14 protein-coding genes and 1 pseudogene are annotated in these 12,887 nt (G+C 49.3%); 5 read left to right on the top strand and 10 right to left on the bottom strand.

The window, feature by feature from the left end:
* Window positions 1-38: 38 nt before the first annotated feature.
* Both ACLHV9_RS24615 and ACLHV9_RS24610 read left to right on the top strand, forming a co-directional pair.
* On the top strand, window positions 39-605 hold the full coding sequence (locus tag ACLHV9_RS24615; RefSeq protein WP_004197678.1) for a LuxR C-terminal-related transcriptional regulator: 567 nt from the start codon (window positions 39-41) through the stop codon (window positions 603-605).
* 334 nt (window positions 606-939) lie between these two features.
* Window positions 940-1,218 (top strand): hypothetical protein, encoded by a 279-nt coding sequence (locus ACLHV9_RS24610; RefSeq protein WP_004197671.1) that lies wholly within the window; start codon window positions 940-942, stop codon window positions 1,216-1,218.
* A 27-nt stretch (window positions 1,219-1,245) separates the two neighbouring features.
* Here ACLHV9_RS24610 and ACLHV9_RS24605 read toward each other — a convergent pair.
* From ACLHV9_RS24605 to ACLHV9_RS24590, 4 genes and pseudogenes are all read right to left on the bottom strand, one after another.
* A pseudogene (locus ACLHV9_RS24605) lies at window positions 1,246-1,419 on the bottom strand (ISNCY family transposase); the annotation flags it as partial.
* Window positions 1,420-1,457: 38 nt separating this feature from the next.
* On the bottom strand, window positions 1,458-2,855 hold the full coding sequence (locus tag ACLHV9_RS24600; protein ID WP_009653207.1) for an ISNCY family transposase: 1,398 nt from the start codon (window positions 2,853-2,855) through the stop codon (window positions 1,458-1,460).
* A 188-nt stretch (window positions 2,856-3,043) separates the two neighbouring features.
* The gene (locus ACLHV9_RS24595; RefSeq protein ID WP_004143398.1) at window positions 3,044-3,439 is read right to left on the bottom strand and encodes a helix-turn-helix domain-containing protein; all 396 of its coding nucleotides are present in this window, start codon (window positions 3,437-3,439) and stop codon (window positions 3,044-3,046) included.
* A 48-nt stretch (window positions 3,440-3,487) separates the two neighbouring features.
* Window positions 3,488-4,834: an ISNCY family transposase gene (locus ACLHV9_RS24590; RefSeq protein ID WP_077253535.1), complete on the bottom strand. Its 1,347-nt coding sequence runs from the start codon at window positions 4,832-4,834 to the stop codon at window positions 3,488-3,490.
* Window positions 4,835-5,059: 225 nt separating this feature from the next.
* On the opposite strand from ACLHV9_RS24590, the gene ACLHV9_RS24585 reads away from it, so the two are divergent.
* Window positions 5,060-5,692, top strand: coding sequence for a DUF6904 family protein (locus tag ACLHV9_RS24585; protein WP_001567369.1), 633 nt, complete (start codon window positions 5,060-5,062; stop codon window positions 5,690-5,692).
* A gap of 28 nt (window positions 5,693-5,720) precedes the next feature.
* Here the strand turns inward: ACLHV9_RS24585 and ACLHV9_RS24580 are convergent, their stop codons facing one another.
* From ACLHV9_RS24580 to ACLHV9_RS24560, 5 genes are all read right to left on the bottom strand, one after another.
* On the bottom strand, window positions 5,721-7,124 hold the full coding sequence (locus ACLHV9_RS24580; RefSeq protein ID WP_001567368.1) for an ISNCY-like element ISKpn21 family transposase: 1,404 nt from the start codon (window positions 7,122-7,124) through the stop codon (window positions 5,721-5,723).
* A 200-nt stretch (window positions 7,125-7,324) separates the two neighbouring features.
* On the bottom strand, window positions 7,325-7,807 hold the full coding sequence (locus ACLHV9_RS24575) for a GNAT family N-acetyltransferase (protein ID WP_003026803.1): 483 nt from the start codon (window positions 7,805-7,807) through the stop codon (window positions 7,325-7,327).
* Window positions 7,795-8,061, bottom strand: a complete 267-nt coding sequence (locus ACLHV9_RS24570) for a DUF1778 domain-containing protein (RefSeq protein ID WP_003026799.1) — start codon at window positions 8,059-8,061, stop codon at window positions 7,795-7,797. The genes ACLHV9_RS24575 and ACLHV9_RS24570 overlap by 13 nt, the downstream gene beginning before the upstream one ends.
* A 444-nt stretch (window positions 8,062-8,505) precedes the next feature.
* Window positions 8,506-8,736, bottom strand: coding sequence for a hypothetical protein (locus ACLHV9_RS24565; protein ID WP_023307222.1), 231 nt, complete (start codon window positions 8,734-8,736; stop codon window positions 8,506-8,508).
* A gap of 13 nt (window positions 8,737-8,749) precedes the next feature.
* The gene (locus tag ACLHV9_RS24560) at window positions 8,750-8,953 is read right to left on the bottom strand and encodes an HHA domain-containing protein (RefSeq protein ID WP_004213596.1); all 204 of its coding nucleotides are present in this window, start codon (window positions 8,951-8,953) and stop codon (window positions 8,750-8,752) included.
* A 151-nt stretch (window positions 8,954-9,104) separates the two neighbouring features.
* Between ACLHV9_RS24560 and ACLHV9_RS24555 the strand changes: the two genes are divergently transcribed.
* Both ACLHV9_RS24555 and ACLHV9_RS24550 read left to right on the top strand, forming a co-directional pair.
* Window positions 9,105-10,076 carry an IS5 family transposase gene (locus tag ACLHV9_RS24555; RefSeq protein WP_410397566.1) on the top strand — a complete coding sequence of 324 codons (972 nt, stop codon included), beginning with the start codon at window positions 9,105-9,107 and terminating at the stop codon, window positions 10,074-10,076.
* 362 nt (window positions 10,077-10,438) lie between these two features.
* The gene (locus ACLHV9_RS24550) at window positions 10,439-11,179 is read left to right on the top strand and encodes a tyrosine-type recombinase/integrase (RefSeq protein ID WP_001515717.1); all 741 of its coding nucleotides are present in this window, start codon (window positions 10,439-10,441) and stop codon (window positions 11,177-11,179) included.
* 697 nt (window positions 11,180-11,876) lie between these two features.
* Here ACLHV9_RS24550 and ACLHV9_RS24545 read toward each other — a convergent pair.
* Window positions 11,877-12,887 carry a RepB family plasmid replication initiator protein gene (locus tag ACLHV9_RS24545; RefSeq protein WP_000200070.1) on the bottom strand — a complete coding sequence of 337 codons (1,011 nt, stop codon included), beginning with the start codon at window positions 12,885-12,887 and terminating at the stop codon, window positions 11,877-11,879.

Raw genomic sequence — 12,887 nt, 5'->3', positions numbered from 1 at the left:
ACGGGACGCTTCGCAAAAGGTATTGCTGCGGGGACTATATGAATATCTATGTTATTACCAATAATAATTTCATGCTTGTAGGTCTGAAATGTATGTTCAGCGACAACAGCCTCTCCGTCAACAGGGTTGTGTTTTCACGGGTCAGCGATATTGCCTTCAGCAACAGCGATGTGGTGATTGTGGAGTCAGAGCTGAACACCGGCGATGCCGAACGTCTCAAGTACCTACACATTTCACCGGTCAATCTTATCTTTTTATTAAAACCGGCGTCAGGAATGAGCGGGACAGGGCGTGAAGCGGTATGCATTGACACTGAATTAAGCGGTAATGAATATCTCATGATGAGGCAGGCGTTTAAAAAAATGGGGATCAATCTGAAGAGGGACAAGTTGTCATTTACCAAAAGAGAAACACATGTTATCAATATGATTTTAAATGGTTATTCGATAGATGAAATTTCCCGTAGCCTGCTGATCTCCAAAAAAACGGTTCAGTCTTTTGTCGGTATTGTTTTGCATAAACTGAATACCACCAAAATAAGTGGAATATACCGCAAAAAAAATCTCATCATCGACAGTTTTGCCAGGAGGAGCCTGCATCGTTAGGATGCCCTATAAACTAATGATCTGCTTATGGAAAGTCACTATTTCATATATTAAGTTTCAACTAAATTTGTTATAAATTATTTTATGTTGTTATGTTGAACGGGGTTTGATTATTGGTATGCTTCAGAAAAAATAAACATACATCATGGGTGCTAACATGATGAAAATATATGAAACCATAGTCATCAAATGATTTAAGCATACAATAAATAATATAGGATTATATCCTCTATCTGTGAATGGTGGGCGGCAGAGGAAAAACGGGATATATATTTATGCATTTCATCTTTTTATTATAAAAAACTGTTATGTAAATTCTGTAGCGGGAGGGGGTATGTTTAGTGAAGACGCACACTATGAATTTCTAAAAAGATATTACAGAGCGGAGTTTTTTGAAGGAAGAAATGGTTCCATTTGGGGAATAAATTATTCTTACAATTTGGCAAGGGTGGGTATGAATATGCTTGAAAGATATGGCTATGGGATAATATTAAAGCATGAATCTATCACTGGTGAAACCATTTACTATGATCGTAGTCTGACGATACTATTTGGTGACAGAATTACACAGGCCCTGGGAGGTCAGTATTGCAACAGAGAAATGAGAGAATAATGATTTAATATATTTTTTAATCGCTCGTTAAACATTGGAACTTTTCTCAGAACGTGACTGCAATGTCTTCAACGCATCTAACATGTCGTCGCCGTTCAGTGAGCGCTGCGATTATTTCTCTGTTGGTTTTCTGCGCCGCCGCAAAGAGCCATCACCGGCAGGGATCGCCTGTGAACGGTTGTTATCGCGTTTATCCTGAACATCAATCTAAATTGAAATGTCCGCATGTAGGTTATGTTTCAGCCTTTGCCGAAGATGTCTTTACTCCGGGTCTGAAGTTGCTGCAGGGCTTCCAGCATGTCGTTATGGTCCAGACTTCGTTGTGATTTCTTGCCGGGTTGTTTCTTTCTGCGTGAGGTCTGGCCGTCCAGTGATGGCAGGGCCTGTGAGCGGGTGTTGTCCCGTTTGTCCTGAACCAGCTTTATCATTTCCAGGGCACGTCCCAGACGCTTGTTGTCGATGATGGCGCCCTGGTCCAGTTCTCCCAGTCGGTCGTAAGTGGTAAAGGGCAGGGAAGTGCCGCTGGCCCGGAGCTCAATGTCACCATCCGGGTATTGCCATACCTCGATGTACTTCCCCTGAAAACGCCGGTTTTCTTCATTATCTTCAAGCAGATAAAGCTTTTTATCATACTGTAATGTCAGGTTTTTCGAGACCTTACGCTGCTCGCGCCAGGTGAATGTCGCCTGCAGGTTTTCGCCATTATCCAGCTGGCGATGTACGTCAAAATCGTGACGTGGCGGCTTTGCAAACCGACGGTTGTAATCTTCCATGAACTCATCAGCAAAGGCGTTTGCAGCCTCAGGTGTGCTGATACCGCGGAGCCGCAGTTCCTTGACCAGGCGGTCCTGTAATGTCAGATGAGCCCGTTCAACACGCCCCTTGGCTGAACTGGTGTTGGCACAGATACCAGTGATATTCAGCTCGTTCATGGCACGACCAAACTGAGTCTGGCCATCTCCGCCGGTGGCCTGCTTGTTGTTGATCCTGAAGACGCTGGCTTTGTCGCTGTAGAATGCCAGAGGCTTACCGTAGCGCTCCAGATATCCCCGGGTGGCTTCAAAATAGGTGAACGTGGACTCCGAACTGACGAACAGAAGCTGCATCAACCGACTTGTTGCATCATCAACGTAAACGAGCAGCGTGCAGGCCGGACCACGGTCCTCGAACCAGCGATGTTCACTGCCATCAATCTGGATGAGTTCGCCGGTGCAGGCCCGACGTGGGCGTGGCTGATGCACACGAGGTGGCCGTAACTTACGAGGGATCCATAAACCATCCCGGGTCATAAGCTTACGTACAGTCTCTTTAGCAAGATAAAGGTCATGAATCTCAGCAAGCTTTTCGCAGGCCAATGTCGGGCCAAAGTCGGCGTAACGTTCGCGAATGATGCGCAGCGCACGCTCAGCGAGGCCAGGCATCAACTGTCGGTTACTAGGCTGACCACGTCGGCGGTTAACCCGCGATAGCGGTCCGTGTTCACGATAGCGCTCGAGTAGCCGGCGGCAGTGCCTGTCAGAGATCTCAAGTCGGGTTGCTGCAAGACGCGTGGTAAGACGCCGGTCGATAACGTCCTGCAGGATCCTGAGTCGGTTTACATCGTTCATCGAGAAAAACTCCGTTCCGTATGCCGTCATGAGTCTCATCCTTTGAAAGCAGCGATCGCGGTGGCGAGACTGTAGCGCGGACATGTCTATTTGGTCAGAGACGGACATCTCAATTTAGCTGTTACACTGTATGTCTAGCCAATGTTGAAATGTCGTGCTGAAAACAAAGCTGACCTGACGTCAGTGGAGAGTCTGGACAATGCCTTTTTAAGGTTGAGTCAGGCTTTGGAGGAAGAACGTGGTTGCCAGGTTTTCTCGGCTATCATCAGTTTACGTACGGTCTCTTTTGAAATCCGGACACCGTATTCTGTGGTCAGAATTCGCCAGATGGCTGACGGATTCATACCCCGGCCGCGTGAGCGAATAAGCTGCAGTGCCTGATCTCTGATGGTGGTGTTTAACTGATGATTGCCGGGCTTTCCACGGCGCCGGCTGACCAGACCGGCTGGCCCCAGCTCGCGATAGCGCTTAATCAGGCGGGAGCACTGACGACGGGTGAGCTCCATGGACTCTGCCACTTCTGCCAGCGTGATTTCCCGCGCCATATAGGCTTCAATCAAATCCAGGCGTAGCGCTTCGTGAAGTGTCAGGAGCACTGGTTTGTTGTCGTCCATTTTTCTCTCATCTGTCGGCCATATCAGATCCACAGGTGAGGGAAGGGCTCATCGCTTCAGGCTGGGGATAAAATCCTGCGGACTGGCCAGCACCGGGTTGATCGCCCTGAGCTCTTCCAGTGCACGCTCCTGAGCGCGCCTGCGGGGCATTTTTGTACTGCGCATTCGCTTTCCTTCAGCCTCCAGCTCGTCCTGTTTCTGCTGTGCCAGCCTCAGAACGGCACCCAGTCGTTTGTTATCAACAACCGCCCCCTGATCAACGCAGGTCAGTTTATCGAAAATCTTATAACCCAGTGGCCGGTGCTGATGCCGGAAAGTAATGCTTCCGTCAGGGTAATCATAAACGGTAATTTTTTCACCTGCTATGCGCGTATTTTGTTCGGTGGGTTCAATGATATACATGACTTTATCATACTGAAAAGTCAGTGCTTTCGATAAGGTCCGTAGCTCCTGCCAGGCGAAGATATCATTCAGCTCCAGTGGACTCTGTGTGACCGCACGGTGCAGATCTTTAGGGTATTTTGCCGGCCGGGAGAAACGACGGTTAAAATCAGACATGAAATGTTCAATCCACTGATTGGCTTCAGCAACCGAGCTGATGTTCTGCAGGCGCATCTCTTTAATCAGTCGATCCTGGAGCGTTTTATTTACCCGTTCCACGCGACCTTTTGCCTGGCTGCTGTTGGCACAAATCAATTCGATCGCCAGTTCCCGGAGAGCCCGTCCGAACTGGGTTGTGCCGGTACGTCGGCTCTCGGGTCCGCTGACCCTGAACACCGCATGCTTGTCGCTGTAAAATGCGACAGGTTTACCATGTTTATCAATGTATTGCCGGGTAGCCATCATGTAGTCAAACGCGTTTTCTGAATCACAGAATCGCAGGTGCATCAGGCGACCTGTGGCGTCATCCATGAAGACCAGAAGACAGCATTTTGGGGCTCTTCCTTCGAACCAGTCATGGTGAGAGCCATCGATCTGAACCAGTTCGCCGAAACAGTCGCGACGATAGCGCGGCTGGTAAACCCGGGTTCGCCGGCGGGAATGAGGACGCCAGAGACCGTCGGCTGTCATCCAGTTACGGATGGTTTCAACGGAGAGATATATATGATGGCGTTCAGCCAGTTTTTCGGTTGCGAGCGTTGGGCCAAAATCTGAATAGTGGCACCGGATCAAATCCAGGGCTTTACAGCGTGTTTCTTCATCGATCCGGTTGTTTGCAGGACGTCCACGGCGGGAAGATGCAAATGCGGTTGCGCCATCTGTCCGGTACAGACGCACAAGACGCTGCACCTGACGAACACTGAGCTTAAGTATGTCTGCTGCGTCGCGCTGAAGCAAAGCCCGGTCAAATACTCGCTGAATGATGCCAAGCCGGTAAAGTTCTTTGTCTGTCATAGTCACCAACATAAGATCGCGGTCCTGTGCTGAGCAAAATGAAGGCTTAGCGTACACGACGCGTGTGAATTGTGCTGAGACGACAATAACGCTTTGTGCTGACAATCTTTGTCAAGGCTCAATTGAAATGTCCGTTATCCAGCTCAATTAAAATGACCACTTTGATCTCTCATTCTCTTTACTGATAGACTTTCCTCCGACTGAAACAACAGGATGATTGAGCCCATGCTTCGATACGAGTTAACGCCGAACAATGCAGGTTTTATACTGTGGGGAGATTCAGAAGCCCTGAATGAATTACATGAACTCATTCATTACATCGTGGATGAAAGCCCACTGATTAAAGTTAAAGACGGATTTATGTTATCCCTTGCCTATGATATTCGTAAAGCACGGGAAGGTAATCGTCGTGTTGAGCAACATCAGTATGATCAACATGATACATATAAGCTTTATGGTGTTGAGCTTTTATGGCCTCTGGTCCTGGTACAGTCCTCAATACTCAGAAACTCAATGGGTTATATTCAGACAGACAAAAACCAGCTGTCTGTCATGTATGCCTTTGAATACCTGATAGAATCAGCATTAACAGAGTCTGAGAGAACAACGTCGAATGATATTATGCTAACAGTAAAATATGCATCAGACTCTGATTTTAATTTCATTGAGGATAATATTGACAGCAGGTGCTGCTATTTTATCAGCCTATCTCCGGAGCAAAGAAAAAAGCAGTTAATCAGTATTGTTCGTTCTTTTCATTCATTATGGGGTAAGTATGCCCGTGAAAAGCAGGACATAAAGATGCTGAACGAAATGAATAATACATCATGGGTCTGGCCGGACAATATCAACTGGTGAGCAACCACTGTCCGGCCAGTGAGTACCATCAGCGGGCTCTTTTACCAAAAATGTCCTCTGAACGTGACTGAAGCTGTTTGAGTGCTTCGAGCATGTCATCATTATCCAGTGAGCGCTGGGATTTCTTCCCTTCCTGCTTTGGCCGTCGTCGGGAAGGGCCATCTCCAGCGGGAATTGACTGAGAGCGCGTGTTATCCCGCTTGCTCTGCACCAGACTGATAAACTCCAGGGTTCGGCCAAGACGCTTGTTATCGACAATCGCGCCCTGGTCGATTTCTGACAGTCGGTCGTAGGTAGAGTAGGGAAGTAGCGTACCGTTCAGGCGCAGCTCTTTTCTGCCATCAGGATAGTGATACACATCGATATATTTACCTATTGCACGGCGACTCAGTTCGCTGTCTTCAATCAGGTACAACATTTTATCATATTGTATCGTCAACGATTTTGAGACTTTACGTTTTTCACGAACAGTGAAAATAAGCCCCAGGTCCTCATCATGTTCTACAGCACGGTGTACGTCAAAATCATGTCGCGGTACTTTGCCAAAACGGCGGTTATAGTCAGCCATATAGGCCTCAGCGAAGTCATTTGCAGCCTCCATTGAACAAATGCCCTGTAACCGCAGCTCTTTGACCAGACGATCCTGTAAAGTGAGGTGAGCTCGTTCTACACGCCCTTTGGCGGGACTGGTTTCTGCACAGATAGTCTGGATGTTCAGTTCATGCATGGCTCGCCCAAACTGAGTATGCCCGTCTCCGCCTGTGGCGTGTTTATTGTTAACACGAAAAACACCGGCTTTATCGCTGTACAGTGCCAGCGGTTTACCATGCTTATCGATATAGCGCCGCGTGGCTTCGAAGTAAGAAAACGTGGACTCCGATTTAACAAACAACAGTTCCATCAGTTTGCTGGTTGCATCATCAACATAGACCAGCGCGGTGCAGGCCGGGCCACGGCCTTCAAACCAGTCGTGATCACAGCCATCTATTTGTATCAGCTCACCAGTACACGGACGCCGGTACCGTGGTTGAGGGATCCTTGCGGCACGTTGTTTACGGGGAACCCATAAGCCAGCCCGCACCATGATGCGCCGGACAGTTTCTTTGCCAAGAAACAGTCCGTGGAGTTCTTCGAGCTTTTCACGCGCCAGAGTCGGACCGAAATCAGCATAACGCGTCTTGATCAGTTCCAGAGCCTGATCTGCGAGCCCGGGTGGCAACTGGCGGTTACCACGCATGCCACATCGTCTGCTGGCCATACCAAGCGGTCCGCCTTCACGGTAACGGGCAAGAAGTCTGCGGCATTGCCTGTCGCTGATACCGAGGTGCTCGGCCGCACGGCGCGTTGTGATGCGACGTTCAATGACGTCCTGTATAATCTTGATCCGGTTGATCTCTTTCAAAGTAAACACTCCTGAGCTTTCTGCGCTCATGATATGCCTCCCGGTAGTTTAAACGGACCAGTGAAGCTTACCATAGCGCGGACATCTGAATTGAGCCACAGGCGGACATTACTATTGAGCCATTACAATCTTGGTGCGCATAACAAAGATTATGTTAAATATTAAAACAAATAACATAAAAATCAATATGTTAAGAAGGTAACCAGCTACTTTCCCATTCCAGCAACCAGTCATGGAAGCTTTAGAAACAGAGTCCTCTCATGAGTTTGTGATGCCTTAAATCCATGGTGAGCATAGAAACCTTTGGCTTCTTCAGTAAGCGCATGAACCATTATCGCACGAACCCCAATGTTCTCAGCTACGCGATAACACCGTAGCACTGCATCGTGGAGTAAATCGGCGCCAACCCCTTTTCCGTGCAATGAGACATCTACCGCCAGGCGAGCGAGTATAATCACCGGTATAGGATCTGGCATGTTACGCCGAAGACTACCTGTCGCTTCCGTATGGTTAACGCTACCGGTGGCCAAAGAGTAAAAACCAGCTACTTGCTTCGTACCCGTCTTGCAAACAACGAACGTTCGGGCAGCGCCAAGAGCTTGATTTTTTAAACCTCTCTGTTTTAGCCATTCATCGAGGACTGTCTCTCCACTGACGAACTCAGCCAGCTGATGAGAGCTGGATAACGGCTCGGGCGTGGTTATACGTCCCACTGAGGTTTCCTTGCCAGTAGTTTATTAATGGCGGGCTCATCCTCGACTGGTGCATCGAGCATATCGATGAACTCTGCATACTGTTCGTCGTTAAAATTGAAAACACGGCGATCAAGGATCACATTCTCCGCAGCCTTGCAGGCCATCTCCAGGATAAAGTCGGTTCGCGATTTATGAAGGATCTCTGCAGCAGCATCGATGAGTGCTCTCTGAGACTCTTTAGCTCTTAGGTTGAGTTGAACATCTGATTTCATACACACCTCTCTTGTATAGCAATTGATATACAAGAATAACACAACACGAACGTATAGCAAATGCTATACACTTCAAAGTACCGATAATGCGTTTTATGTTAAATATCAGTTACTTGAATAGATTTCGTAACATAAGTTGATGTGTTTGTCGTGTCATGACAGCACAATCAGGGATGTCATCCCCTAACGAGGCAAGGACTAAGTTAATGAACAGAACAGATTAAGAAGTACAGACTCGCTGGCTTGAGAGCCGGCAGCCTGAAGATCGTACCTGTAATGAAGCGGAACAATTTTCGGATGAATGCTGGAAGAACGGTCTGCGGCTGGATAAAAGCCCGTCTGTGCACTATCAACTTCTGATGGAAACCATCCGCAGGACGCTGATCCCGCGGCCAAAGTGAAGCCCTCCGTCGGTCTCCACTATTATCGCTACCGGGTTAGCCGTCAGGCATGGCCCGGTTTAAAAAGATATGCTGACAGTTCTGCTGCAGTTATATCAAACTCGAGTTGCTGGATTAATTCTGCCAGTTTTTTCTCTGCAGTATCACGATCAAACTGATTTTGTACTATCTGGAGAGCAACCTGTTTTAGCTCCGGAGGGAGGTGTTCCAGATTGATATGATTATAACCCGAAATGTCATCATCCGAATTTTCGAAGAGCCAGCCGTAACTCATAAGGTCACCTGTTCTATTTCACAAATTTCCAGACACCTGGCGGTACCCGGTCATACAACTTTCCCATCGTCATCTCCGCCAGCCGGTGATCAACCGCGGCATTGAAATGCTCAAGCTCATCATCTGACAGAGAATATTTATTTTTTTCTATTACCCTTTCCAGGGTTTCCTTCGATGTACAGCGCCGTAGTCGTAAAATCCATTCCTGTTTCGTCATTAGTTTTTTATATCCTGAGGCGTCCCTAGTATTTAATTTTACAAATAACGCAAATTTCTTTCAGGCGTTATGGCCCGTGCCGTTCTGCTTAAGATAATCACTGATGCTCAGGCCGGACAGGCTTTGTTGAATAAATCGAACTTTTGCTGAGTTGAAGGATCAGATCACGTATCTTCCCGACAACGCAGACCGTTCCGTGGCAAAGCAAAAGTTCAAAATCACCAACTGGCCCACCTACAATAAAGCCCTCATCAACCGTGGCTCCATAACTTTCTGGCTGGATGATGAAGCTATTCAGGCCTGGTATGAGTCAGCAACACCTTCTTCACGAGGCAGACCTCAGCGCTATTCTGACCTTGCCATCACTACTGTGCTGGTCATTAAACGCGTATTCAGGCTGACCCCTGCGCGCTGCGCAGGGCTTTTTATTGATTCCATTTTTTCTCTGATGAACGTTCCGCTACGCTGCCCGGATTACAGCTGTGTCAGCAGGCGGGCAAAGTCGGTTAATGTCAGTTTCAAAACGCCCACCCGGGGTGAAACCGCACACCTGGTAATTGATTCCACCGGGCTGAAGGTCTTCGGTGAAGGCGAGTGGAAAGTCAAAAAGCATGGCCAGGAACGCCGCCGTATCTGGCGTAAGCTGCATCTCGCCGTTGACAGTAAAACACATGAAATCATCTGCGCTGACCTGTCGCTGAACAATGTGACGGACTCAGAGGCCTTCCCCGGGTTAATCCGGCAAACCCACCGGAAAATCAGGTCAGCCGCCGCCGATGGCGCTTACGATACCCGGCTATGTCACGATGAACTGCGGCGTAAGAAAATCAGCGCGCTTATCCCTCCCCGAAAAGGTGCGGGTTACTGGCCCGGTGAATATGCAGACCGTAACCGTGCAGTGGCTAATCAGCGAATGACCGGGAGTAATGCGCGGTGGAAATGGACAACAGATTACAACCGTCGCTCGATAGCGGAAACGGCGATGTACCGGGTAAAACAGCTGTTCGGGGGTTCACTGACGCTGCGTGACTACGATGGTCAGGTTGCGGAGGCTATGGCCCTGGTACGAGCGCTGAACAAAATGACGAAAGCAGGTATGCCTGAAAGCGTGCGTATTGCCTGAAAACACAACCCGCTACGGGGAGACTTACCCGAAATCTGATTTATTCAACAAAGCCGGGTGTACCAGGCCGGAAATCGCGTAGCGCTCTCTTCTCTTCTTTTTCCTGCCTAACATGTACATCCTGGCATTACTCCAATTCTCCCAAAAACCGTAAAACAGCCATCAACCCGCGTCATTACTGGCTTCATGGAGGATCTGAGCAGAAAAAGGATCCTTTACGTATTTGGTTTTACCCGCAATAATGCGGGATAAGACAACAAAAGGATCCGCGCGCTGCGATTTATTGTCATGGCAGGATCGGCCCGTCAGGTGCAAAATACCTGTATCCATAAACAGTGCGTGCGCTACGTGAAAAATAACTCATGAACAGCATCATTCCCTTGCAGAATTCACCAGAACGCGTCTCCCTGCTGCCGATCGCCCCGGGCGTTGATTTTGCGACCGCGGTGGCACTCCGGCGGATGGCCACCTCAACAGGTGCCACGCCGGCTTACCTCCTGGCGCCGGAAGTGAGCGCCCTCCTCTGGTATATGCCTGACCAGCGTCACCACATGTTGTTCGCCACCATGTGGAATACCGGGATCCGTATCGGTGAAGCCCGGACGCTCACCCCGGAATCGTTCGACCTGGATGGTCTGCGCCCTTTTGTTCGGGTGCTGTCGGAAAAAGTGCGGGCACGTCGTGGCCGGCCGCCAAAAGATGAAGTGCGTCTGGTACCGCTGACGGATGCCAGTTTTGTGCGTCAGATGGAAAGCTGGATGGTCACCACCCGCCCCCGCCGGCGTGAGCCGTTATGGCCGGTCACGGATGAGACAATGCGCAACTGGCTGAAACAGGCGGTGAAGCGGGCTGAAGCTGACGGCGTGCATTTTTCGATCCCCGTGACGCCGCATACTTTCCGTCACAGCTATATTATGCACATGCTTTATCACCGGCAGCCCAGGAAGGTCATCCAGGCACTGGCCGGGCATAAGGATCCGCGCTCGATGGAAGTCTATACCCGGGTATTTGCGCTGGACATGGCTGCCACCCTGGCCGTTCCCTTTACCGGTGATGGGCGAGATGCCGCGGAGATCCTTCGCTCCCTGCCCCCGGCCGGCTGAGATTGACGGCCCTGGCATGACGTCCTGTATTCCGCTAATACGAAATACAGGAGCAGAGCGCATTCAGTGCCCCTCCCTGCTCCAGCACACCAGGACATCATTCGGATGACTGAACAGCCGTGGTCTTGCACGGTGACCTGCAAGCCTGCAGGCATCGACATACCGCAGACAAGACAGGACACAGGCCGTACATCCCACAGTGTATTGTTTCCTGAAAGCTCAGTGAATCATCCCGTTAATTGCGAAAGTCATTCACCCCTGTGGCTCACTCCCTTCTGCCATCGGTCTCCTGTTCGCATTTAGCAGTGTGAAGCTGGCGCCGGGTTATACAGACAGCTGCAGTCTCATCCTGCCGGGCTAAACCTGCAATACACAGGGGAACGGATACCGTCAGGTAACATGACCGTCTCAGCATCCGATTGAGATTTTCGTAAGGGGTATAGAGCTTTACTGAAAAATTGACTGTGGCATGTTAACACGTGTGGAGCAGTGCACAGACCTGGGAATATCGCCGTTAAACCCGCATACCGTAGTCAATATCTGCGTATCACGGCCTGAAATCACATATGACAGTCAATATTGTTCGATCATGGCAGACATGATGGAGAACACATATTGACTGCGGTATGCGTGATGCATATCACAGTCAATGGAATGTCCTTAGCGGCATCCGGCAGTCATGTTATGCATATCGCAGTCAATTTTCTGGCTTCATCGCTGAGAGAGCTTCGGCCAGTTTAAGGGGATCGATGCCAGCAGCCTTCAGCGCCTTAATGACTTCGTCATAATTTTGCTCTGGCGCCTTCTCTTCTTCCTCTTTGCGCGGAACCTTCACAGGACCACTGATGAGTTTGGGGTTGCGATAATGCACGCTGAAATAGGTGGCTCGGCCACGTTTAAACTCAGTGTAATCCAGATAACCAATATCCCGCAGCTGCTCCATCGCCTTACGTACCGTGTGGTTCTGCGTATAGACATTTGAGGTGAGATTCAGCCGGTCACGCATCCGTTTCATGGAAATAGGTGCAGGATTCTGGGGAAGACTTTCGATGTAGGTATAAAGCGCCTGGGCTGATTCCTTGCGCTGCAGGGCGTCAATGGCTTTCAGCCGCAGCAGTACCCTTCTGTCCATGTGGTAAAGCTCAAACAGCTTAGGTTCAGCCTTGATCTCAACGATATCCTCGTTGATGTCATAATAGGCTGACTGCACCAGATGTGTGGTCCATCCTTTGGTCTCGCTCTGGAACTTCAGCGTAACCGAGGCGAGTTTAAACAGGGAATTACTGATGCGATCGCGCATTTTTTTGTTTGAACGACGGGAGTCAAATCCGCACATCTTAACGAATTCGACGAACGACAGTTCCAGGGTGTCACTTTTTACCCCATACTCCGACATGGAGCGAATTATCCCCAGCCAGACTTTAAAATCCGTGTCCATATCAAGACGCGAACCGGTGATCTTAACGTCAGTGTATCCTTCGCTTTTGGCAATGGACAGCTGTACAAGCTCCTCAGTCGCGTCTGTAACGTTTTTCCGGTTCGCCTTGCTCTTCCCTGTTGATTTCAGAGTTGGGACGAAGAGACCGAGTCTCATGAGCGCTACTGGCTGCACGGTACTGGTGCTGTTGACATCCAGCTTAACAACTTCACCGGTTGTCTTATCAACCTCCTGAAGGTTCAGAAGTAAGCTGTTATTTTCGCTCGTCAT

Source organism: Enterobacter sp. CPE_E890 (genome assembly GCF_046521475.1).
Classification (GTDB): Bacteria; Pseudomonadota; Gammaproteobacteria; order Enterobacterales; family Enterobacteriaceae; genus Enterobacter; species Enterobacter adelaidei.
This window is presented reverse-complemented; position numbering and strand designations above follow the sequence as displayed.